The organism is Thomasclavelia ramosa DSM 1402, assembly GCF_014131695.1.
GTDB classification, from domain to species: domain Bacteria; phylum Bacillota_I; class Bacilli_A; order Erysipelotrichales; family Coprobacillaceae; genus Thomasclavelia; species Thomasclavelia ramosa.
Genome location: NZ_CP036346.1, coordinates 2,095,411 through 2,118,544 on the forward strand (window position 1 = coordinate 2,095,411; position 23,134 = coordinate 2,118,544).

23 protein-coding genes are annotated in these 23,134 nt (G+C 30.1%); 2 read left to right on the forward strand and 21 right to left on the reverse strand.

What is annotated here, in order from left to right; genetic code table 11:
• Window positions 1-11: 11 nt before the first annotated feature.
• The 3 genes from metE to EYR00_RS10205 form a co-directional block, all read right to left on the reverse strand.
• A complete protein-coding gene (gene metE / locus EYR00_RS10195) occupies window positions 12-2,279 on the reverse strand; it encodes a 5-methyltetrahydropteroyltriglutamate--homocysteine S-methyltransferase (RefSeq protein WP_003536500.1) in 2,268 nt (755 codons plus the stop codon).
• Window positions 2,279-3,391 (reverse strand): 5-methyltetrahydropteroyltriglutamate--homocysteine S-methyltransferase, encoded by a 1,113-nt coding sequence (locus EYR00_RS10200; RefSeq protein ID WP_003536499.1) that lies wholly within the window; start codon window positions 3,389-3,391, stop codon window positions 2,279-2,281. The genes metE and EYR00_RS10200 overlap by 1 nt, the downstream gene beginning before the upstream one ends.
• A gap of 107 nt (window positions 3,392-3,498) precedes the next feature.
• The gene (locus EYR00_RS10205) at window positions 3,499-4,308 is read right to left on the reverse strand and encodes a MerR family transcriptional regulator (RefSeq protein ID WP_003536497.1); all 810 of its coding nucleotides are present in this window, start codon (window positions 4,306-4,308) and stop codon (window positions 3,499-3,501) included.
• A gap of 70 nt (window positions 4,309-4,378) precedes the next feature.
• Between EYR00_RS10205 and EYR00_RS10210 the strand changes: the two genes are divergently transcribed.
• The gene (locus tag EYR00_RS10210) at window positions 4,379-5,032 is read left to right on the forward strand and encodes a GNAT family N-acetyltransferase (RefSeq protein WP_003536495.1); all 654 of its coding nucleotides are present in this window, start codon (window positions 4,379-4,381) and stop codon (window positions 5,030-5,032) included.
• On the opposite strand, the gene EYR00_RS10215 is transcribed toward EYR00_RS10210, so the two are convergent.
• The 14 genes from EYR00_RS10215 to EYR00_RS10280 all read right to left on the reverse strand — a co-directional run bounded on the left by EYR00_RS10215 (window position 5,029) and on the right by EYR00_RS10280 (window position 18,465).
• Entirely contained in the window at window positions 5,029-6,597 is a 1,569-nt protein-coding gene (locus tag EYR00_RS10215; RefSeq protein ID WP_003536493.1) for a DUF975 family protein, read from the reverse strand. The two genes, EYR00_RS10210 and EYR00_RS10215, sit on opposite strands and share 4 nt — an antisense overlap.
• Before the next feature lie 27 nt (window positions 6,598-6,624).
• Entirely contained in the window at window positions 6,625-7,401 is a 777-nt protein-coding gene (locus EYR00_RS10220; protein WP_008791402.1) for a pentapeptide repeat-containing protein, read from the reverse strand.
• Between the two features lie 65 nt (window positions 7,402-7,466).
• The gene (locus tag EYR00_RS10225; protein WP_003536489.1) at window positions 7,467-8,762 is read right to left on the reverse strand and encodes a dicarboxylate/amino acid:cation symporter; all 1,296 of its coding nucleotides are present in this window, start codon (window positions 8,760-8,762) and stop codon (window positions 7,467-7,469) included.
• Between the two features lies 1 nt (window position 8,763).
• Window positions 8,764-9,615, reverse strand: coding sequence for a dTDP-4-dehydrorhamnose reductase (gene rfbD, locus EYR00_RS10230; RefSeq protein WP_003536487.1), 852 nt, complete (start codon window positions 9,613-9,615; stop codon window positions 8,764-8,766).
• A 75-nt stretch (window positions 9,616-9,690) separates the two neighbouring features.
• A complete protein-coding gene (locus tag EYR00_RS10235; protein WP_003536486.1) occupies window positions 9,691-10,215 on the reverse strand; it encodes a GNAT family N-acetyltransferase in 525 nt (174 codons plus the stop codon).
• Window positions 10,216-10,298: 83 nt separating this feature from the next.
• Entirely contained in the window at window positions 10,299-11,237 is a 939-nt protein-coding gene (locus tag EYR00_RS10240; protein ID WP_009300040.1) for a tocopherol cyclase family protein, read from the reverse strand.
• Window positions 11,238-11,292: 55 nt separating this feature from the next.
• Window positions 11,293-12,312: an AI-2E family transporter gene (locus EYR00_RS10245; protein WP_003536484.1), complete on the reverse strand. Its 1,020-nt coding sequence runs from the start codon at window positions 12,310-12,312 to the stop codon at window positions 11,293-11,295.
• A gap of 53 nt (window positions 12,313-12,365) precedes the next feature.
• The gene (locus EYR00_RS10250) at window positions 12,366-13,763 is read right to left on the reverse strand and encodes a polysaccharide deacetylase family protein (protein ID WP_003536483.1); all 1,398 of its coding nucleotides are present in this window, start codon (window positions 13,761-13,763) and stop codon (window positions 12,366-12,368) included.
• Window positions 13,764-13,894: 131 nt separating this feature from the next.
• Window positions 13,895-15,649 carry a hypothetical protein gene (locus tag EYR00_RS10255; RefSeq protein ID WP_003536482.1) on the reverse strand — a complete coding sequence of 585 codons (1,755 nt, stop codon included), beginning with the start codon at window positions 15,647-15,649 and terminating at the stop codon, window positions 13,895-13,897.
• Window positions 15,650-15,798: 149 nt separating this feature from the next.
• Window positions 15,799-16,314 carry a signal peptidase I gene (lepB, locus tag EYR00_RS10260; protein WP_008791398.1) on the reverse strand — a complete coding sequence of 172 codons (516 nt, stop codon included), beginning with the start codon at window positions 16,312-16,314 and terminating at the stop codon, window positions 15,799-15,801.
• 132 nt (window positions 16,315-16,446) lie between these two features.
• Window positions 16,447-16,962 carry a signal peptidase I gene (gene lepB / locus EYR00_RS10265; RefSeq protein WP_003536480.1) on the reverse strand — a complete coding sequence of 172 codons (516 nt, stop codon included), beginning with the start codon at window positions 16,960-16,962 and terminating at the stop codon, window positions 16,447-16,449.
• A 30-nt stretch (window positions 16,963-16,992) separates the two neighbouring features.
• Complete coding sequence (locus EYR00_RS10270) at window positions 16,993-17,715, reverse strand: SigB/SigF/SigG family RNA polymerase sigma factor (RefSeq protein WP_003536479.1); 723 nt, start codon at window positions 17,713-17,715, stop codon at window positions 16,993-16,995.
• Window positions 17,708-18,142 (reverse strand): anti-sigma F factor, encoded by a 435-nt coding sequence (spoIIAB, locus tag EYR00_RS10275; protein WP_003536477.1) that lies wholly within the window; start codon window positions 18,140-18,142, stop codon window positions 17,708-17,710. Before spoIIAB ends, EYR00_RS10270 begins: the two co-directional genes overlap by 8 nt.
• The gene (locus EYR00_RS10280; protein WP_003536476.1) at window positions 18,142-18,465 is read right to left on the reverse strand and encodes an STAS domain-containing protein; all 324 of its coding nucleotides are present in this window, start codon (window positions 18,463-18,465) and stop codon (window positions 18,142-18,144) included. Before EYR00_RS10280 ends, spoIIAB begins: the two co-directional genes overlap by 1 nt.
• Window positions 18,466-18,631: 166 nt before the next feature.
• Between EYR00_RS10280 and EYR00_RS10285 the strand changes: the two genes are divergently transcribed.
• Window positions 18,632-19,771, forward strand: coding sequence for a D-alanyl-D-alanine carboxypeptidase family protein (locus tag EYR00_RS10285; protein WP_003536474.1), 1,140 nt, complete (start codon window positions 18,632-18,634; stop codon window positions 19,769-19,771).
• Window positions 19,772-19,824: 53 nt separating this feature from the next.
• Here EYR00_RS10285 and EYR00_RS10290 read toward each other — a convergent pair whose 3' ends face one another.
• The 4 genes from EYR00_RS10290 to EYR00_RS10305 form a co-directional block, all read right to left on the reverse strand.
• Window positions 19,825-20,322, reverse strand: coding sequence for a hypothetical protein (locus EYR00_RS10290; protein WP_003536471.1), 498 nt, complete (start codon window positions 20,320-20,322; stop codon window positions 19,825-19,827).
• Window positions 20,323-20,581: 259 nt separating this feature from the next.
• A complete protein-coding gene (locus EYR00_RS10295; RefSeq protein ID WP_003536468.1) occupies window positions 20,582-21,880 on the reverse strand; it encodes an MBG domain-containing protein in 1,299 nt (432 codons plus the stop codon).
• 218 nt (window positions 21,881-22,098) lie between these two features.
• A complete protein-coding gene (locus tag EYR00_RS10300) occupies window positions 22,099-22,383 on the reverse strand; it encodes a hypothetical protein (protein WP_003536459.1) in 285 nt (94 codons plus the stop codon).
• Window positions 22,384-22,392: 9 nt separating this feature from the next.
• The gene (locus EYR00_RS10305) at window positions 22,393-23,118 is read right to left on the reverse strand and encodes a CpsD/CapB family tyrosine-protein kinase (protein ID WP_003536458.1); all 726 of its coding nucleotides are present in this window, start codon (window positions 23,116-23,118) and stop codon (window positions 22,393-22,395) included.
• Window positions 23,119-23,134: the final 16 nt, after the last annotated feature.

The following is a 23,134-nucleotide window of genomic DNA, read 5'->3' on the forward strand; positions in this document are numbered from 1 at the left end:
TATTTACTCAGTTATTGAAGTTTGGTACGAATATTTTTAGTTGCTTCGACCATATTTTTTAAACTAGCTAAAGTTTCTGGATAAGCTCGGGTCTTTAAGCCACAATCTGGATTGATCCATAATTTGCTGGCAGACAATTTTTCAAGCATCGAAGTTAAAACTCTTTCTAATTCTTCAACACTAGGAATTCTTGGAGAATGAATATCATAGACTCCTGGCCCGATCTCAGTTTTAAAATTAACTCTATTTAAAGTATCGATCAATGTTAGATCAGAACGTGAAGCTTCAAAAGAAATAACATCACTATCCATATCTTCAATTGCTTGAATAATATCATCAAATTCACTGTAACACATATGGCTATGAATTTGTGTATCTGCTTGAACACTACTATGAACTAAGCGATATGCTGGAATTGCCCAATCAAGATATTCACTTTGCCAATCCCTTTTTCGTAATGGCAATTTTTCTCTCAGTGCTGCTTCATCAATTTGAATAATTTTAATGCCATGATCTTCAAGATCTAAAACCTCGTCTTTGATTGCAAGTGCCAGTTGTAAAGTTGTTTCTGCCAAAGAAATATCAATCCGCGGAAATGACCAGTTTAACATTGTTACTGGACCGGTCAACATTCCTTTAACAGGTTTTTTAGTTAGAGCTTGTGTATATACTGCATAATCTACTGTTAGCGGGCGCACTCGAGAAATATCACCCCAAATAACTGGCGGTTTAACACAACGAGTACCATATGATTGTACCCAGCCATTCTCAGTAAATAAATATCCATCTAGATTCTCACCAAAATATTCAACCATATCATTTCTTTCAAATTCTCCATGTACTAAAACATCTAAGTCTATTTCTTCTTGATACTTGATCCATTCTTTAATCATCTGATGATTAAATTCCGCATATGTCTGTTCATCAATGTCACCATTACGATAAGCTCGGCGATTAGCTCTTACTTCTTTGGTTTGAGGAAATGAACCAATTGTTGTAGTTGGTAAAATTGGTAATTTAAATTTTTCTTTTTGAATTTGGCGACGTACTTCAAATTCCGGTAGGCGAATAAAGTCTTCTTTTTTCAGTGCTGCAATTCGTGCTTGGACTGCTTCATTAGTACGATTATTTGGCTCTTTAAAGAATGCTAAATTATCAACATAATAACTATGTCCTTTTCCAATTCGCATAATTACCTTTAATTGAAATAATTCTTTTAATTTTTCTTGTGCAAAAGAAAAATTATTTTTATATATTTGCTCTAAATTCCTTTCATTTTCAATCGTATAAGGGACATGAATCAAGGAACATGATGTATTTAAAACTATTTTATTGACATTATTTTTTATTTTTTCAATTAAAGAAACTGTTTTTTCATATTCATTCTTCCAAATATTTTTACCATTAACTACTCCTGCAAATAAGATTTTATTTTGATCAAAACCGTAACGATCTAATAAAGTTAAATTTTCCTTACCTTCAATAAAATCTAATCCAATTCCATCAAAATCTAAATTTAAAACTGTTTGATAACAGTCACGAATATCTCCAAAATATGTCTGTAATAAAATTTTTACTGACCCTTTATTATCTAAAATTTTAGTATATATTTCTTTAAACAAGATAATATCTTTATCACTTAAATCAAAAACTAGTGCTGGTTCATCAACCTCAATCCATGAAGCACCTAAATTCCTCAATTTCTTAATAACCTCTAAATACCCATTTATAAGATCATCAAGAATATCTTGATAAGTTAGTGTCCCTGTAAAACGTAATAATTTCATTAAAGTATATGGTCCAACAATGACTGGTTTGGTCTTAATCCCTAAATCAAGTGCTTCTTGAAACTCATCAAAAATCTTAGTTCCATTTAAGCTAATTTCAACTTGATCATCAACTTCCGGTACTAAATAATGATAATTAGTATTAAACCATTTTTTCATTGCTAAAGCTTTAACATCTCCATTTTCCCCTTGATAGCCTCGTGCCATTGCAAAATATTGATCTAATGAATTCAATTGTAATTCTTGATATCGTTTAGGAATGATATTTAGTAAATAGGCTGTATCTAAAACATTATCATAAAATGAAAAATCGTTTGAAGAAATATAATCTATTTTTTGGTTATCTTGTTCAACCCAATGTTCTTTTCTTAAATTTTGGGCAATTTGTAATAACTCACTTTGTTCAATCTGCCCCTTTAAATACCGCTCTGTAGCAAATTTTAATTCTCGATTTGATCCAATTCTTGGATATCCAATAACTGCTGTTTTCATTATTTTCCCCACACTTCTTCAGCAATTTCTTTGACTAATGCAATTTTAGCCCACTGCTGATCTTCAGTTAAATTATTTCCTTCTTCAGTTGATGCAAAGCCACATTGGGTACTTAAGCATAATTGATCTAAAGCTACAAACTGACTAGCTTCGTTAATTCTTGCTTTTATCATTTCCTTATCTTCCAATTCTGAAAATTTTGATGTAATTAATCCTAAAACAACTACTTGATCTTTAATAAATCTAAGTGGTGTAAAATCCCCTGAACGATCACTATCATACTCTAAGAAAAACTCATCTACCTTACAGCTACCAAATAATTCCTTAGCAACTGGTTCATACCCCCCTGATGAAAACCAAGTTGATCTGAAGTTACCACGACAAATATGAATTGTTATATTCATATCATCTGGCTTATTAACAATCGATAAGTTAATTAAATATACATATTTTTTGACCAGTGCTCCTACATCAATCCCACAATTAGCATATTCCTCCCGTTTTTCTTTTGAACAAAATTCTCCCCATGAAGTATCATCAAGCTGTAAATACCGACATCCTCGATCATAAAAAGCCTGAATAATCTTTTGATAAGCCATAGCTAAATCTACAATCAATTGTTCATCATCCTGATATCTTGCAATTGGCTGATATTCTTTTGTTCTAACGCAGGCAATTAAATGTAGCATCGTTGGTGCTGGAATCGTCATTTTTGCTGTTACACCATTTTCAATGATTGAATTTAAATATTCGAAATGTTCTAAAAATTCATGATCTTCAAAATCAATTTTATCAATAATTTTTAAAGTCGCCGCCTTGGGCTGAACCCCTTTAAAATCAACTGACCATTTTTCAGCTTCAATTTTTTTAACACCTGTTAAACCTGCCAAAAAATCAAGATGCCAATAACTCCGACGAAATTCACCATCACTTACAGCTTTTAAACCAGCTGCCTCTTCTTTTTTTACTAATTTTAAAATCTCTTCATTTTCAATTTTTTTTAATTCATTTTTACTAATTAAATTATTATTGAAATTCTCACGAGCATGTTTTAAACGCTCGCTTCTTAAAAAACTTCCAACTATATCATATCGATACGGTATTTTATTCATGTTATCACACTCCTTGTGTACATAGGATAACAAATCTTTTTATTATTGAAAAATACTTAAAACATAGGGTTATATATAGTTTAAAACTATATATAAAAAAGATTAGTTTATTCACTAATCTTAATTGATATTTCAGTAAAATACTCATCAATACTATTGATTGCAAATTCATTGAGACCTCTTTCAAAAGCATATCCTATTAATTTCAAGTTTTCCTTTTTTGCAAAGTTTAACATACTACGATATAATACAGCTATTTTATCCCAATCCCCTTTAACATAACCACATAAATATTTTCCTTTAGATTGTAATAAAACGTTTTTGCCATATCGTTTGTTTTGAAGGGAAATAAACAGACCATCGTAATGTTCAAAATCATTATTTTTAATTTTATCAATACTAATATAACTGCCACACCCTACTTTATATTGTTCTATATTCCAAGCCTGCTGCAAATATTCTAAAATTTCTTTAACATCATATTGAATAAAAGGCTCATTTGAAACTAATAAATATTCATCTTGGCGCTCAACGATTTCGATTTCAAAATCAGTAACTCGTGAACTCTTCAACAATTGATTCTTTTTTATCTCTAATACCTTTTTTGTTTGTTTTAAACGACGAATATCTTGTTCTATTTTTAGTATTTTATCATCAGCAATATTTACAAAATCATTAACATTAGGATTATTTAGATAACTTTTAATTTCGCTGATACTCATATCTAACTGCTTTAGCATTAGAATATTTTCTAATTCAATACTTTGAAAATAATCGTAATATCGATAATTATTTTCACCTTTAAATTTTGGTTTAAATAAATCAATTTCATCATAGTAATGTAGCGTTCGCTTATTAATTTTATGTAATTTAGCAAATTGTGCAGTAGTTAGTTTTAATGATTCATTTTTTAACATTATGTTCCTCCTTGACTTTACAGTAACTGTAGACTTTATGATAATTATATATTAAATAAAGGAGAATAGTATGAAAAATCAAATTATTTTTAGACCAATTATTAAAAAAGACTATTTAGCAATTGAAAAAATTATTCGTGAAGCATGGCACTATGATGAGTTTTGTACTTCCAAAATAGCTAAATTACTATCAAAAATTTTCTTAAGCAGCTGTTTAAGCAATCAAACTTTTACGCTTGTTGCCTTGCTAAAGGAACAGCCTATTGGCATTATTATGGGAAAAAATATCAAAACACATAAATGTCCCTTTAAATATAGGGTTAAACAAGGATTCAATATTTTTAATCTCTTAATAAGAAAAGAGGGACGAAAAACAGCTAAAATATTTAAGGCTGTCAATAATATTGATAAAGTTTTGTTACAACAAACTAATCAAGACTATCAAGGCGAGCTATCTTTCTTTGCAATTGATGCACAGTATCGGGGATTAGGTCTTGGAAAAGAATTATTTAATCTACTGATTAGTTATATGCAAGAACAACAAATCAATAGATTTTATTTATACACTGATACAAGCTGTAATTATCATTTCTATGAGCATCTAGGGATGATGCGCCGAGTTGAACAAACTCACTGTTTTAAAATCAACAATGAAAAAAACGTAATGCATTTTTTTATTTATGACTACTTGTGCAAAAAAACAGTTTCTACTGAAACTGTTTAATCGAGTTTATTTAGATTTTCTTCATCCAAAGACTTTTTAATCTTATAAATATATTGCCAGCTTCCTAATCCCATAAAGATTAATCCAAGGACTATATCTCTAACTACAATAGCAAAGATTTCACTGAATGAAAGGAAGTAAGGAATATATGAAAATGCAGTAAAAATACTTTGTAATTGCATCAGATCTTTAATTTTTAGCCCTAAGCTGATTGATTCTGCAAAAAACAGTACCAAAACGCTACAAATAATTGAAATTATTAATCCTTTTTTAGAAATTTTACCAGCCATTCGCTGATAACCATTTATCGCTAAAAAAACAATTAAATAACCTAAGAATGCGACGATAAAACCGATTTGATACACCAATGCCCAAAGCACACCACCAATTAGAGCACCAGCCACAGCACCAATGATTCCTCGGCTACTGTCCTCAACGATTTCTTCAGCTTGGGTACTGATTGCATCTCTACAGTCATCACACATATTCATCAATTGACCATGATACTCATAGAATGAAGTTGGTTTATTAATATGACAAGTTCCACAACTTGGAAGGAAGCCCAGATCTCTTAACTTTAAAGTAATTCGATTTAAAATCTCATATACTTCATGTAATTCCTCACTTCGCAAAGCACTTAAGGTAATTGTTCCATTACTATAATTAATAGTTTTAATGTTTGTTAATATTGTTCTTAAATTATTAAAATATTCATCTAGAGCAGTTCGATCTTCCCCAATAGTATCGATTGTAATAATTAGGTCATTGTTAGCACTCCCAAACATCACTACTACTGGATAATCATTAAACATTCCATATACATTATTACGTGTATCAAGTTTCAAATTATTTAATAAAGCAAACTCTTCAATATCATTACTACTTACATTATTGTTACTGTTAACTACACCATAAAATTCATTCTCGTTTTCTAAAAAGAATTTATTAAATGTTAATGTCATATATGGCAATAACCAAATAAATAATATTCCCAGTGTTACTGTACTTAATAAAATCCAGCCATAAAAACTAAAAAATAAGACAAAACATTTCATTTTCTTTCCTTGCATCATTTTCCAGCTTGTTGTAATTGCTTCAAAAATTGATAAACTAGGATAATTTGCTAAAAGATAAGGTGTCATTGATAACCCTAATCCCAAAATAATTCCTGGAACAACAAATGCCAATGTTCCTAAAACACAAATAAGTCCAACAGCCAGAACACCAAATCCCTGTTTAAAATATTGCCCTATAGGTGCTCTCAATTCATTAAGATCAGCAATATCCTCCTGCACAATTTTTTTGATATAACGATATATATTGACTGAAAAACCAATTACTAAAAAATATAAAGCAAATACTCCCACTGTCACAGCTAGATCCATAAAAGTAAAAGTATCATAATAACTGCTTCCCCCAATGTCGATCATTACTGAAAATAGTAATAAAGCAATAAAAGAAAGTCCTAGTGAAGCCGCAAATATAGCTAAAAAACCTTTCCAAATATTCCATTTATTCGATCGTGTTTTTTCTTTAGCCCATAATTTAATTCCTACTCTGTCCATCTTTATCTTCTCCCTCTTACAAATTTACTAATAGCCTATATATTCCGGCAATTTTGTGTACCGATTAATAACACATGCACTTATTTGAGCTGGTGTTAGAAATAGACTTTTTGATAAATCACTATTTCTAATATCCATCTTTCTTACATCACTTCCTAAAAAATTAACACCACATAAATCACAATTAGACAAATTTGCCCCAATTAAAAAGGCCCCCTTAAAATCTTGTCCACGTAAATCTTTTTCATGTAAATCACAACCCATAAAATCAGCACGATTCAGTACTGTTTTTCTAGCTTGCAATGGTTTAATTTGAATATCTTTATTCATTTGACAATAGACTTCCTGTAATAAAGGATTTACTAATTGCCGATACTTATTTAAGTCAAGTGCAAGGATTTCTTCGGCATCTAAATAAGTTAATGATTCAATCATCTGATAATATGTTTCGAGCTGTTCATTTAATCGTTGACTTTGTACAAAATTTTTACCAACATATAAATACCATAAAATTTCATGCAGCTGTACCATAACTTCAAATACTTCAAATAGAAGCTGGTCATCTTCTTTGAACAGGGCTGTCTTTTGTCCCGCTCCAAGACAATCGTAGTTTATACAACCATAATAATTTACAATTTCTAGCTGGTCATGTATTTTGCAACGATAATCTGCTAATAAATTTTTACAATTTCTTTTTGCTGGTTTATCATAAGGAAAACCATCACTTTTAAAAAAGAATAGTGCTCGACAACAAAATCCTCTACAACCACAACAGTCTGTTTTCAAACCAGATAACTTATTCATAATATCCTCCAAAATAAAAGATGAAGATCCTATCTTCACCTTTTATTATACATGATTATTACAAACTATTCACTAACTCTTTTTATATCACTATTATCAAAAATATTACGATTGATTGCTTTATTTTGATGTGCCACAATTGTTGTACAAACAGCATCACCTGTAATGTTAACTGCTGTTCGTGTCATATCTAAAATACGGTCAATTCCCATGATCATCCCAATCGCTTCCACTGGCAACCCAACTGAATTAAATACCATCGTTAAAGTAACTAATCCAACACTTGGAATTCCCGCTGTCCCAATTGAAGCTAATGTAGCTGTTCCAATTACGGTTATGTAATCTGTTAGATCTAGATTGATTCCAAAGGCTTGTGCCGCAAAGACGACTGCCACTCCCTGCATGATTGCCGTACCATCCATATTGATCGTAGCCCCTAAAGGAATTGTAAATGAGGAAATTCTCTTTGAAACTCCCATTTTTTTAGCTAACGTATCTATTGATAAAGGGATGGTCGCATTTGAAGTGGCAGTTGAAAAAGCAAAAGCCATAACCGGAAAAAAGTTTTTAATAAATTTAATCGGGTTTAATCCCGTAAATAATTTGAGTAAGCCTAAATATACAAATAAACACTGAACCGCCAATGCTATCAAGACAGCAATCATATACTTACCTAATGGTAAAAAAGCACCAAATCCTATTCCCGCAAAAGTCCTTGCAATTAAACAAAATACTCCTAATGGTGCAATTGCCATAATCATCATAGTCATCTCCATCATAATATCATTAAACTGACTGAAAAAGTTACCAACCACTTCAGCACGTTCACCTAACTTAGCTAAAATAACGCCAACTAATAAAGCAAAAACAATAATTTGAAGCATATTGCCATTTGATAATGCACTAATTGGATTATCTGGAATAATGTTTAAAAGTGTTTCAACAAGTGTTGTAGATTCTGTTGTCCCTACATTTGCAGCAGTTGATTGAACAGCTGACATATCTAATCCAAGTCCAGGATTTATCAAATTACCAATCAATAAAGCTACTGTGATTGCTAACGCTGTTGTAAAAAGATAAAAAACAATCGTTCTAACGCCTACTGAACCAAGTTTTTTTGTATCTCCGATTGCCATGCTTCCACATACCAAAGAACAAAAAACTAACGGCACTACAAGCATCTTCATCAATTTAATAAAGCCTTGTCCAATCACATATAAAATACCATCAATAACAATATCATCCCGAACTGAACCAGCGGGTAAGTTAAATAGTATTATTCCTAAAATTGCCCCCGCTATCAAGGCAATAAATATTTTTGTAGTTAAACCAATTTTTTTCTTCGCTTTCTTTAATGCCATCCTAATCCTCCTTGATTTCTTTTATATATTCTTGTAACGACTCTTGCCAAGTTGGCATTTGATACCCATTGACTAAACGTAAAATAAAATTATCTAGTACGACATATGATGGACGAACCACCTCATCAGCCATCTCTTTTGTTGAAACTGGCGTAATCATCACATGACTATTAATTTGTTTACTGATTTCTTTAGCAAACTCATAACGACTACACACACCTTTACAAGTAATATGATATGTTCCGTATTCACTAGTTTCCATTAAATATAGAATTGCTCGAGCAAGATCTTTAGCACTAGTTGGTGACCCAAATTGATCATTTGCAACATTTAAAAAATCTTCTTTTTTACTTTTAGCTATAAACTCATTAACAAAATTTGTACCATTTTGTCCATAAATCCAATTACTTCGAATAATAAAATGTTTATGCGTAAATTCTTTAACATAGTCTTCTCCTGCTTTTTTTGAACAGCCATACACTGTTTTCGGTTTCGCCACATCAAACTCGTTATATGGTGTATCACTTTTACCATCAAAAACATCATCAGTTGAAATTTGAACTACTTTAGCTCCAATTTTTCGAGCTACAATACACAAATTTCGTGGTCCTAAAGCATTGACCCGAAAAGCTTGATCACGATTCCTTTCACACTTATAAACATCGGTAATCGCAGCACAATTAATGATAATATCCGGTCGATTGATTTCTCCAAAACTAATCACATCATCTGTATTAGTAATATCTAATTCATCTTGATCTGTATTTAAAACTTCTATTTCTAATGGTTCAATTACTTCATTAATTGCTGTTCCGATTTGGCCATTGGAACCAACAACCCATACTTTTAACATAATTTTCCTCCTCTTTTCATAATAAAAGCGCTGAATGTATCAACGCTAATCTTTTTTTATTATAGCAATGAAATTTTATACTGTCAAATTTACCTCATCTTTTAAAATTGAGTAAAAGAAATCATCATGAACAATCTCTTGATAACCGGTTACCCCCATACGAAGACAACCTTCATACTGAAATCCTAGTTTTTCTAACAACCTTGCAGAAGCAGTATTTTCTTTAAACACTCGAGCACTAATAATATCAATCTCTTGCTCAAACAATTTTATAATAATAGCTTGCAGAGCTTCATACATATAGCCATTACGATAATACCTACAGTCTAAATAATATGATAAACTGAGAGCATTTACACGATATCTTAAACGATCAGGATTTATAAACACAGCACCAATAACATTATTAGAATTTTTTAGTTCTATGCAATACATCATATCATGTTCCCTCTCAATATCTCTAATCATCTCAGCAAATTCATATTTCGTCATCGCATTAAACTTTAACGTTGCCATATCATTATGAATCTTTAAAAGAGTTTGAGCATCATTATTATCGGGACTTCTTAAAATCAACCGTTCTGTTATTATTGTTTCCATTATTTTCTCCCTTATCCAAATAACTCATTATTATATACTCATATTGTACCACGACAAATAAAAAAAGATGATAATTAATCATCTTATAACCAATTTCCAAACAATTCAAAGCCACAATTAATAAAATTAAACTTAGCAACTTTTTTATTCTTTTTATAAACTAATAAAACAGCTAAAGCATTAAGACTTTCTTCAACATAACCATTCATCTTTCCTGATTGTGGTGATTTTAATTCAAAACGATGTCCTGCTTTTATTTTCAAATAAAATGTATGAGGATGTTGACTAATAATTAAATAATGATATCCTTCCCGCGTAAACATATCTTTTACTCTTGCTCCATAATAAGTTGCTACTCGAATTTGTTGATCATCTACTAATAAGTTCATGATCAATCCTTGAAAACTACACGCTAATAGTGGAATCTTAGCAATTGATAAAAATAAACTTGCCTCTTTTTCTTTACAGCTATTTGATTGTAACCATAAATAATCTTGTGGAAATGAACGTCCCCAGTCCTTTTCAATATAGCCATCACCAATTATCTGAAATTTCTGATTATTTACTTTTAAGCTCCCAGTAATATGATGTCGCAGACTTATTATTGCATGATTACATTCTAAAAATGGTAAATAATGAAAAGGTCCCATAATCGTTGGAGCATAACATGTTGTTTCTAGTTTAGTATACTGACTATTTTTCAAGTTTCCTTGAATATCAACTAGCCCATTATCAAGATCCAAAATAATTTGTTCTTTAGTAAAAAAATTATTTTTAATTCTAATGTAAAAGGGATCTTTTCCCCACTGGAAATCATCTAAACTATATTCAATCATCTGACTTTGGTTTGTATATGTATCCAAAGTTTGAATAAATGCACAAGATTTTTCAATTGTCTTACTAATCCCGACAATAATTGCTAAAGAAATTTTACAATCAACAATTTTGAAATACCATCCTTCAAACAAGCGCTGGTCACTGTCTTTAAGATGTAAATTAAGTTCTGTATTTTCTATTTTCATTTTCTCACCTACTAGCAAGTATATGAAAAAGCTGATAATTTATACATTACCTTCTTTAAGATTTTTGAATCTCTACCTTATTTTTTAATTGATATTTGACTTTGAGAATTTGGATAATCACCATTAATAATGTCGGCACAATAATCAAACCTATTACACCCATAACTTTCATTCCTAAATACATCCCAACTAATGAAAGAACTGGAGTTACTCCAAGATTTTTAGCAATCAATTTTGGTTCCAAAATATTTTTTGTTATTACAATAATCATATAGATAACAAGTAATGCTCCTGCAAGATATATTTTATTTGTCAGAGCACTGATTATGATCCATGGAATCATGATCATATCTAATCCTAAAACCGGCATAAAATCAAAAATTGCTATTATGCAAGCCAGCATTATACTATGATTAATCCCTATTATTTTAAATCCTAGCCATAATTCTCCAAACGTAATGATCATAATTATAAAATAAGCTTTAAATAAATTACTTAATACTTCTTTAATTGTATCTATTATAAGTGCCACCATTTCATATCGTTTAACTACCAGTCTTTCAATTCTAGAATAATCTAGAAGAATAAATAATGAAGTAATAACAACAAATATTAAATCAAATAAAATACTTGGTATTTTCATAATAAAAGCAATTAAACCAGTAATAAAGCCAGTAGAAATACTTTCAACTATGCTCATTGATCCACTGTAAATAACATCTAAGTACTTTGTTGCATCAATTATATAATGGTTTTGACTAAATAACTGATATAAATTTTCAAGATAATTAGGCAATAACTCTAATACCGTGTATATTTGAATTACAGCAAATATAATCATGGCAATAATTACACCAATAAAAAGAAGATAATTAAATACAATCAAACATTTTGAAAGAAAAATATTTTCAATCTTTAATAATTTAATTTCTTTAGCTAATAGCGGCTGCAGTACCAAAACAATCAAGCAACTAAAAAAAAGCGGAATCAGCCAGTTTATTAACACATATGTAGCTATTACAATCATAATTATTATCATCAAATAATAACTATATTTAATTAATTTTTCTTTCATCTAATCACCAATACAGTATATGTTTAAAACAAAAAAGAATTCCTTTAGGAATTCTAATTATTTACACTATGGTGTACGACAAAAGAACTATCATCTATTCCTTTAAATACGTAACCTTTATTTTGGTAATATTGAATTACAGGCCCAATTGCTTTTAAAGAATTCTCTTTTCCATTAGCATCATGAAACAATAACATAATATTTTTCTCAGTCGATGCTGTAGCATTTTTAATCAATTGTTTTACTGATAATTGTCCCGAGCCATCTTCACTATCCTCATTCCAATCGTAATATTGATAACCGCGATTTACTACTTCTTTAGTCAATTTACTCATAATCTTATGACAGTATTTCTTAGAAACCTGATTACTACTGCCACCAGGAAAACGAATATATTTAGGCACACTTCCAATTTGACTATATACAAGATCTTCAATTTTTTTTAAATCTGAAAAATATGCTGATGACGAGTTATATATTTGATCATATTCATGAATATAAGTGTGTAATCCAATCGTATGACCTTGGTCATGAGCTTTTTTTATTAAATCATAATAATTTTCATTGGTTCCTGTTACAAAAAAAGTTGCTTTAGCATCGTAAACCGCTAAAATATCTAAAACCTTTTGGGTGTTCATCGATGGACCATCATCAAATGTTAAATATACTACCTTCTCATCACTAGGCTCAAAACTTCCTATTGTCTTATTTTCAACAACGCTAACAATACATGTTTCTTTTGTCATATTCCCAGAACGATCTTTAGCAAAATATACAATTTGATAATCACCTACTTTAGAAATGTCCAAATTAGAACTATCAATTGTTAAAGTTGGATTATCATCTTGATTGTCTTTAACACTGACACTTGATAGAAGATCAATATCACTATCTTTTAAAACACTTAAATTACGAATTCCTAATATTTCTGGCGGAGTCGTATCTTTAGGTAACACATGCACGAGTGTTTTTTTGGTTACACAGTTACTGTTAGCCCGACATATCGATACTTCAACTTCGTAATCCCCTACATGATCAAATTGATAATCTTTTTTGAATTTAACTGTTGTCCGAGAATTATCATAAATATCTTTTACTACATCCCGAGCAGTTATCTTCATTCCAAGATCAACAGTAACTTCCTGTACTTCAACATTTGGCTTTAAAGTATCCTGAAGTTCAATCGTAATCGTAGTTTTGATGTTATTATAAATATACGTAATCGGATATTTACCGACTTTACTAAAATCAATCTTACTAGTATCTACATTAACGTCACTAATTGAGCCGCCAATAACTTTTTGAATATTAGCCTGAGGATCGAATTTATTAGATATTTCAATGACAGGATGATAGTTGTATAAAACGATTTGATTAGTTGGTTTAATTGATAATATTATCAAGGTAATAACTAGAACTAAAATAATTAGAAGTAGTTTATACTTTTTCACTTTGATCCCCTCATCAAACCATATTCACCCTTATAAAAAAAAGAACTGCTCCGTGAGGATAAACAAAAAAATCTTAGTATCGTGGTACATCCCTCGTCAAGCAGACACGGGATGTACCATTTATCTAAGATTTATTCTTCTTCTAATTGTTTTAATTCATCTTCACCAGTAATATATTTAAGAATTGCCGTAGCTGCTTCTTGAGGACCTTTATGTTCGTTTCCTTTAATTCCTAAACGTGTTCTTAATTGTCCTACTTTAACCCCTTGTTTAAACATTCTATTGAAATAATCAACTAAAATAACTTCAGTTTGTTCTTCACGTTGTACTGGTCCAAATGGATTAGCAAAATAGCTGCCTACTAAACCGTATTCAGTAGTAGTTCCTTTAGCCATACGATTTCCTGCTCTAAATACATCTAAAGCACTATTTACATCATCAAAGAAACTTAATGATTCGCCACCCTCTTCATAGTTATTTGCATATAGGAAGAAGTCAACATCATGATGCGCAACAACATCTTTATAATCAGTGATTGGTATTACGATTCGCGCATTTACTTTATCTGGATTCATAAAAACAGAACGGTCTAATTCTTTAAAACTATACCCTGCATCTAAATCATCAAGTCGTACAAATGCTCCAATTTCTGTACCAGAAGTTTTAACTTTACCTTCTTCGTCTAATAATAGAACACCCATATCATCATATACAGTTACTAAATCACGGATATAAGCTGCTCCAAATACTTTAATTTGTTCAATTGTTTCTGATTTACCAGCGCCACTGTCACCCATAACTACTATATTTTTAACTTCACCAGAATGTAACGTAATTTTAACCATCGCTCCATGGATAGGTAATTGACGTTGATTGATCTTACGAACATTGTGTAAAGTTAACATCATTTTTTTCATATAACCAAAGTAATCAAAATCATCACTTGCTGATAATAATGCTACCATCATATCATTTTCATCATCTTGATAGAAACTTTGATTCATCTTACCATCTTCATAACCGTATACATAGATGATATCTGGTTTACGATTACGATATTCTTCTTCACTTGCTAATTCAAATAAGTTACATAAAGCAACCCCTTGAGCCATAAATGCTACATTGAAATATACAAATGCTAATAAATCTCCAACTTTAGCTGGATAACAGAACCATTGTTCAGAATCAAATTTCAAATCTTCGATTGGATTATGTTTTGTTTCTGGGAATACCCCATCACGTTTATTCCGCTTAGAATAAGTAATGAATGGTGGATGAATAATTACGGTTTCAATAAATGGAATATCATCTAAATTACGATATTCATAAGGTAAGAATGAACGCATATTTGTTACTCTTAAACCTGCATTAACCCCCGCAGTAATTTGACGGTATACATGATGACGATATCCCAAAGCTGTTTCTTCAATAGTACGGTATACTGATAAAACTAATTCTTCAAACTTAGCTTGAGCATCTCCGAACTGAACATTTTGATATCCTCTACTTGTATTTTCATTATATACAACACTATAACGTTGTAATTTTCTCCAGAAAAGATATACTTCCTCAATTACTTTTACAAATTCATCACGATCTCTAAAATATCCTGATAAATGTGGATATGAAGATAGAACTTCTTCAACAGACATCACTAATAACAATTTAAAAATTGTTCTTAAATCACTAACAATTTCCACACTCTCACTTTTTACTTCTCTTAAATAAGTATAAGTAGTATTTTCTTTTCTTTTTCCTTCGTGAACGAATCCTTTTAAAACTCGTGCAAAAGATTCACTTTCGATTAATTGACAACGAGATTGGCAATATTCTTCAGAAAAGTTTAAGATCGCGTTCCCGCGAGTAATTTTAAATTTATAACTCATTTTACCACCCTTTCTTTCTTCAACAAGCTACTTCCCCCACTTATTGATTTTTGTCATTTTAACACAAAAGGCACATTGTATACAATACTTATTATAAAAAAAGTTAATTTTCTTTCTAAAATAAAAAAGGTCGTTAAGACCTAATTAATTTAAAAGAAAGGAACTGTAAAGAAAACTTTGCCAATCACATCTTCATCAAAATCAAAATAACCTAATCGTCGTGAATCAAGACTATTATTACGATTATCGCCCATAACAAAAACTTTACCTTCAGGGATATCGATCGACATATCTTCATTATTAGTCATAACCCCATTAATGTAGTCTTCTTCTAGTAATTTACCATTTAAATAAACTTGATTATCTTTAATATCAATATGATCGCCACCAATTCCAATTACACGTTTAATAATATAAGTTTCCTTTTTAGCAGCATCAACATAATCAACAACAATAATATCATTACGTTTTGGTTCTTTATTTTTATAAAATACCTTATCAACTAAAACAATGTTACCCTCATGATAAGTTGGTATCATCGACGTTCCATAAACCCTAGATATTTGAACAAAATATAATATACCATATGTAACTATTAAAGTAATTACAATAACCTTTAAGTATTCCAATAAAATACTCTTTTTGCTTTGTATAGCCTCTTCCATTTTATCACCTGAAGTCATTATAACACTTTTTGTTGTTCAATCAAGTAACTATGTTATTTTACGATAATTTAATTTTAAAAAAAAAGTAAGTTTAGCTATTTTGCTAAAACTTACTTTTAAATAATAATTTTATTAAGAGAACGGAACCGTAAAGAAAACCTTACCAACTACATCTTCTTTGAAATCAAAATAACCCAAACGCCGCGAATCAAGACTATTATTACGATTATCGCCCATAACAAAAACTTTACCTTCAGGAATATTGATCGACATATCCTCATTATTAGCCATAACCCCATTGACATAGTTTTCATCAAGTTTTTTGCCATTTAGATATACTATATTATCTTTAATTTCAACATGATCTCCACCAATAGCTATAACTCGTTTGATAATATGCTTCTCTTTTTGATTTGCATCTTTATAATCAACAATTACGATATCATTTCGCTGAGGACTACTATTTTTATACAATACCTTGTCTACCAAAACAATGTTTCCCTCTTTAAATGTAGGGACCATTGAAGTCATTTGAACTCTTGATATTTGAATAAAATACAATACTCCATATGTAATCACTAAAGTGAGCACAATTACTTTTAAATATTCTAATAAAATACTTTTTTTACTTTGTGTAGCCTCTTTCATTTTTATCACCTATGAACATCATAACATTTATTACTGTTCATTTAAATGACTACGTAATTTTGCAATAATTTTCTTTTCTAATCTTGATACTTGAACTTGGGAAATATTTAAACGCTGAGCGACTCGCTCTTGATTAAAATCAAGCTGATAACGCATATAAAGAATTAACTTCTCTTTTTCATCAAGTTTATCAATTTCCATCTCTAATGCAATTTTTTCAAACCACATCTTATTATGTTTATTTTCAATTCGTTCCTCCATTGAAATAGAAGAACCGTCCTTTTCATAAATTGGTTCACTTAATGAGGTTGGATAATAAGATGAGTCAATTGCCTCAACAACATCTTGAACATCAACATCTAAATAAGCTGCAATTTGTTCAACTGTTGGATCTTGACCGGTTTGATTAGTTAGTAATTCACGAGCTTTATTTATTTTTAAATTAAGTTCTTTTAAAGAGCGACTCACTTTAATTGTCCCATCATCTCTAAAATAACGTTTGATTTCACCCATGATGATTGGTACTGCATATGTAGAGAATTGTACCCCATAGTTAGTATCAAAGTTATTAACAGCTTTCATCAAACCAATACATCCAATTTGAAAAAGATCTTCTTTATCATAATAATTATTTTTGAAACGATGGACTATTGACCAAACTAGTCCAAGATTTTGACTGACAACTAATTCTTTAGCACGATCATCCCCGCGATGTGCTTGTTCAATCAGTTCAATAGTATTACTTTTAGCCAAGGTTAGAGTCTTTCAATTGTTTCTTAATAGTTAGTTTAGTTCCTAAATCCGGTGTTGAATGTATTTCTAAATTATCGCAAAGGGCTTCTATAATGGTTAACCCCATCCCCGCATGTTCTAATTCTTTTAATGAGGTATACATAGGTATTTTTGCTTCATCAATATCTTCAATTCCTTTTCCATAATCTTGGATAATGATTTTAATTTGACGATTGTCTTCTATTGTTACTTTAATAATTACCTTACATTCAGGATTATTTTGATAACCATGGATAATGGCATTACTAACCCCTTCACTAATGATTGTTTTTATTTCAACTAATTCATCGATTGTAGGATTTAATGAGGTAATAAATGATGCAACGCTAGTTCGCGCAAAGGGCTCATTTTCAATTCTAGCGTTAAAACTTAACTCCATCTGGTTCATTATCCTTTTACCTCCTCTACATATTCCATCAAATCAAACATTCCTGATAATTCAAAAACTTTATAAGATGTTTTTGATAAATTTGCTAAATATAATTGGCGATCATCTAATTTCAATTGATTATAACGTCCTAAAACTAATCCAATGCCTGAACTATCAATAAAATTAGTATGTAAAAAATCAAAATAGACAGGTCCATTGCCCTTATCTAAAATACTATTTAGTAAGCTGCGATATTTAACAACATTACTGCAGCTAAGTTCGCCATAAAAATAGACGATAACTTTATCATCTAATATCTTGTATTCAATCTTATTTTCCATTATTTCATCTCCTCGTTTGTATCTTACATCTTTTAAAATAATGATGAAATGGTTTCGACAAAACTAGAAGAAAGCATACAAAAAAAGTAGTCATAAACAAATTTCATAACTACTAGATGTATTTTTATCAAACTTGGACATATTAATTAGGGAGGCGATAAAATTGATGAAAAAATTACTAATAACCCTACTGGTAGTATGCTTACTACCAATCTCTAGAGTTCAAGCATTGGACAATGATGTTACTCCTAATGCAAAGTCTGCAATCTTGATTGAGGCAAATTCACGGCAAATTCTCTACGATAAAAATGCTGAAGAAAAGCTTTATCCTGCTTCAACAACTAAGATCATGACAATGATTTTAATGTTTGAGGCCCTACGAAATAAAAAAATATCATTTGATGATGAAATTACTACTTCAAAATATGCAGCTAGTATGGGCGGAAGTCAAGTTTACTTGGAAGTTGGTGAAAGTTTATCTTTAAAAGATATGTTTAAATCAATTGCTATCGCTAGTGCTAATGATGCTAGTGTGGCAGTAGCTGAACATATTGCTGGAAGTATTAATAAGTTTGTAGAGATGATGAATGATAAGGCTAAAAAATTAGGTTTAAAGAATACTCATTTTAAAAATGCAACCGGTCTACATGATCCCGATCACTACACTTGTGCTCATGATTTAGCAATAATGGCTGCCTATCTAATTGAAATCGGCGGTGAAGACTTATTTGCTGTAACGTCATTGTATGATAGTTATATTCGTGAAGATACGAAACAAAGCTTTTGGCTAGTCAATACTAATAAATTGTTAAAGTTATATAATGGTGTTGATGGTCTAAAAACTGGATATACAAAAGAAGCTGGTTATTGCTTAGTTACCACTGCACAGCGTGATGGTCAAAGAATTATTGGTGTCCTAATGAAAGAAACAGCTCCAAAAACAAGAAATGAAGAAATGTGTAGTTTACTGGATTATGGTTTTAATAATTATAAGCAAGTTACCATTTTTAAAAAAGATACTTTAATTGAACAGCATCTAGTTGATAAAATGGATAACCTGACTATTGATGTCAAATGTAAGAAAGATATAGTATATACTAAAGCAAAAAGCGCTGATGCTAAAGTTTCTACTAAAGTAAACTATAAAGAAAATTTCTTACCGGTTAAACAAGGTGATGTTATTGGCACATTAGATGTCATTGTTGATGGCAAAACAATTGCTACCTATGATGTTTATAGTGACACTAATGCTTCTAAATCAACATATCTATCAAAAACAATTAAAACATTAAAATATTTATTTTAAAACGGATTAAAATCCGTTTTTTATATACACAAAAACAGGCCTTAGCCCATTTCTTAAAAATCTCTTAATTTATCTAAACCGTGATATGCTTTAGGAATTTTTAATACTGTACAATATTTTTCATCTATACAAATTTCATCATCATCCATATAAGCAATAAAACTACGTTTAACAATTTCCCCGTTAATAACATAATAATTAAAAAATGATTTAACTTTTTTTATTTTTCTAATGTAATAATCACTATATGTATATTCATCGAAATTTCTTAATGATCTAAAAAAACTTGTTTTTTGACGATAAATCAATTTACCTGCTTTTTCTTTGATAAAAGACTGACTTATTTTATTAATTTGATACAACATCATTATAACTACAATAATTATAAATATAAATATTCCTCTTATTTTTATTGACGCAATTACCAAGATGCTTAAGCCAAACAATTCTGGAATAATGAAATACCGAAGATACTTTATTATTGAAAATTTGTATAATAAATCTAATTTAGACATATCACTCCAATTATCCATATTCTTTACCAATGACATTGTTATCACTCCTTATTTTTATTCCATTATATCTTTATCAAAGAGGATTAAAAGTCACTTTTAGTAAAGTTGATATTAAGTTTTTATATGATTTATAATTTAATTATTTTAGTATTATACTTATAAATATATCCATAAGTTCAATAATAAAATAATATTCCCCACTATTTTGATCCCTCCTTTCGTAAACAATGTTTTATTTACATTGTCTACTTTAGAGGGATCATATCATTTTTTAGTGGGGAATTTCATATAATAGCTATTTATTTAAACTATGTATTTTTCTTAAAATAATTAACAATAGTAAGGCACTAATTCCTGCCAATGCTATCAAAGTATTTAAATCTACGTTATCACCGGTTGGGGTTCCCTTATCTACAGGTTTAACAGGTAGGGCGGTTTTAGCGTTGACCGTTAAAGTACCAGTAACAATTTCTAAATTATAATTATTGGCCCCTTCGACTTTACCATTGATTACATATTTTCCTGCTTTTTCACCTGGTTCTCTAGTTAACTCAACAGTAAATATATCTCCATTAACCAATCCTATAATATTATAAGTAAATTCTGGATCAATTTCTCCTTCAACCTTCATTTTATCATCGATTATTAGCTGCACTTTTTTACTAGCTATAGTATATGTACCATCCGTAAATGTTACATCATAGTTTTCATTACTTGCATCACCAGTAATCTTATATTCACCTACATCATTTCCCGATTCACGTTCTAAAGTGATTCCTAAATCCGCCAATGTATCACCATAAGCTAAAGTACTATCCACTGCTAGTGAAAATGTTAATACTTTTTCATCATCACCATATGTCGTATTAATGTTATCAATATTAATATTTATAGCTTTAGGTGTAATTGTATGCTTTCCTTTTACAACTACTACTTCTTTGTAGTTTTTAGCTACATCTTCATTGATAATTGCCTTTATTTTATGATTCCCTACATTTTCATTGTTATCTGTAACACAAACAATCGATGATACTAATGTATCAATATCGCGTGCTACTACACCCTCTAAAGAATATGAATATTTGTATTCTTCACCATAATTATTATTTATATCATTAACAGTTACAATTGCTTTATCAGCCTTTTTAATAACTAAAGAAGCTACTTTCGGTATTGCCGCATAATGTGTATCATCACCACTATATGACGCTACAACACGATATCGACCAGCTGCAGTTGGGGGGATAGTACTATTATAACTATTATCAACACCTTTATATACTAATTTAGCATCAATAAAAGCGTTACCCGATTTATCATAAACTTTTCCAATTAATGATTTTGATGTACCATCATATGTTTCCACATTTAAATAATTATCAAACTTAATTTGTACTGTTTCTTTTCTAATTGTATATACACGAGTAATTGGTTTTACTGCATAATTACTCCCTAAAGTATATACTGTTTCAGTATATACACCTGGTTCTAAAATTGGTTTTGTATTAGTGTGATACTTACCATCACTAGAAAAACCTGTATATAGTGTTCTAACTTGAATCCCATCAACAACAGTACCTTCTTTATTGTACAATTTACCACCAAAATTGAAATTGTATCTATCACTGTATACTATGCTGCCTTTAATCTCTTACTTTTTCCAAGGAGCGTCGCTCTTTATAATTATCACTGCCCTTTTCTGTTCGATATAATCTAGTCATTCGATAAATCAATCTTGTTATCCCTAAAAACATGGTAATCAATAAAAAATATATAAAATAGCAACTTAGCGGTAAACTTTTATCGGCCATTTCAAATAAAAAAAACATTAGCAATACTATCAATTACTGCAGCGCTAAGAATATTTTTAAGCTCATTAATTGAAGCAAATTGCCATAAACTACGGTAAAGTTTAAAAAGATAAAAAATCACCAACGAGATAAAAATCTCCAGTCCCATTAAATTCTTTAATATATTAAAATAATAGCTTGGAATCTCTCCATTAAACCTAAGAAATAGCGCTAAAAAACTTGCTAGAATAATGCAAATTAAATCAATTAAAATTAAAATAATTCTTCTTACACTAAACTTTCTCATTGCCCCTCCTTAATAATAGTAATAATTATTGTATTTATCCTTTTCAACTTCTACTTGACTTAATACTGTTCCAAGGATATTGACATTATTCTTTTGTAAGATTTCGATTGAAGCCTTAGCATCTTTACGACCAGTTAGTTGTGATGAGCAAACAAAAACCGTTCCATCAACCACATTACCAATCGGAATAGCATCACTAACTAACATAACTGGTGGACAATCAATAACTATAAAATCATACAGCTTCATCAGCTCATTAATAAACTCTTCAAAGATATCACTACTAATTAACTCACTAGGATTTGGTACCTTGATGCCAGCAGTTAGTACTGATAACTTTCCCTCAAATGATTCATCTTCAATAAATTGAAAATATTTTGAACTAATTTTTTTAGTTTCACCATATTCGATCAAAGCGTTAGTTAATCCTCGTAAGTTCGATAGTTTTAAATAATGATGTTGGATCGGTCTTCTTAAATCAGCATCAATCAATAAGACATTTGCATATTTCGTTGCATATATCATCGCTAAGTTTAAAGCCGTAGTGCTCTTTCCTTCATTACTAATTGAAGATGTGATATTAATTGCTTTAACATTTTTTCCTACTGCTGAATATTCAATATTAGTCCTAATGTTACGATATACTTCTTGATAATCAACATGATTATTTTTGTTACTTTTATCAATAATTTTATGTGTACTTTTTACGGCCTTTTTTCTCTTTCTTCCTAACATTTTCTCTCTCCTTTGA

Bases quoted from the DNA above. Each gene is read 5' to 3' on its own strand.
- metE (WP_003536500.1), bottom strand. From the start codon at position 2,279: ATGAAAACAGCAGTTATTGGATATCCAAGAATTGGATCAAATCGAGAA.
- EYR00_RS10200 (WP_003536499.1), bottom strand. From the start codon at position 3,391: ATGAATAAAATACCGTATCGATATGATATAGTTGGAAGTTTTTTAAGA.
- EYR00_RS10205 (WP_003536497.1), bottom strand. From the start codon at position 4,308: ATGTTAAAAAATGAATCATTAAAACTAACTACTGCACAATTTGCTAAA.
- EYR00_RS10210 (WP_003536495.1), top strand. From the start codon at position 4,379: ATGAAAAATCAAATTATTTTTAGACCAATTATTAAAAAAGACTATTTA.
- EYR00_RS10215 (WP_003536493.1), bottom strand. From the start codon at position 6,597: ATGGACAGAGTAGGAATTAAATTATGGGCTAAAGAAAAAACACGATCG.
- EYR00_RS10220 (WP_008791402.1), bottom strand. From the start codon at position 7,401: ATGAATAAGTTATCTGGTTTGAAAACAGACTGTTGTGGTTGTAGAGGA.
- EYR00_RS10225 (WP_003536489.1), bottom strand. From the start codon at position 8,762: ATGGCATTAAAGAAAGCGAAGAAAAAAATTGGTTTAACTACAAAAATA.
- rfbD (WP_003536487.1), bottom strand. From the start codon at position 9,615: ATGTTAAAAGTATGGGTTGTTGGTTCCAATGGCCAAATCGGAACAGCA.
- EYR00_RS10235 (WP_003536486.1), bottom strand. From the start codon at position 10,215: ATGGAAACAATAATAACAGAACGGTTGATTTTAAGAAGTCCCGATAAT.
- EYR00_RS10240 (WP_009300040.1), bottom strand. From the start codon at position 11,237: ATGAAAATAGAAAATACAGAACTTAATTTACATCTTAAAGACAGTGAC.
- EYR00_RS10245 (WP_003536484.1), bottom strand. From the start codon at position 12,312: ATGAAAGAAAAATTAATTAAATATAGTTATTATTTGATGATAATAATT.
- EYR00_RS10255 (WP_003536482.1), bottom strand. From the start codon at position 15,649: ATGAGTTATAAATTTAAAATTACTCGCGGGAACGCGATCTTAAACTTT.
- lepB (WP_008791398.1), bottom strand. From the start codon at position 16,314: ATGGAAGAGGCTATACAAAGCAAAAAGAGTATTTTATTGGAATACTTA.
- lepB (WP_003536480.1), bottom strand. From the start codon at position 16,962: ATGAAAGAGGCTACACAAAGTAAAAAAAGTATTTTATTAGAATATTTA.
- spoIIAB (WP_003536477.1), bottom strand. From the start codon at position 18,142: ATGAACCAGATGGAGTTAAGTTTTAACGCTAGAATTGAAAATGAGCCC.
- EYR00_RS10280 (WP_003536476.1), bottom strand. From the start codon at position 18,465: ATGGAAAATAAGATTGAATACAAGATATTAGATGATAAAGTTATCGTC.
- EYR00_RS10285 (WP_003536474.1), top strand. From the start codon at position 18,632: ATGAAAAAATTACTAATAACCCTACTGGTAGTATGCTTACTACCAATC.
- EYR00_RS10290 (WP_003536471.1), bottom strand. From the start codon at position 20,322: ATGTCATTGGTAAAGAATATGGATAATTGGAGTGATATGTCTAAATTA.
- EYR00_RS10300 (WP_003536459.1), bottom strand. From the start codon at position 22,383: ATGAGAAAGTTTAGTGTAAGAAGAATTATTTTAATTTTAATTGATTTA.
- EYR00_RS10305 (WP_003536458.1), bottom strand. From the start codon at position 23,118: ATGTTAGGAAGAAAGAGAAAAAAGGCCGTAAAAAGTACACATAAAATT.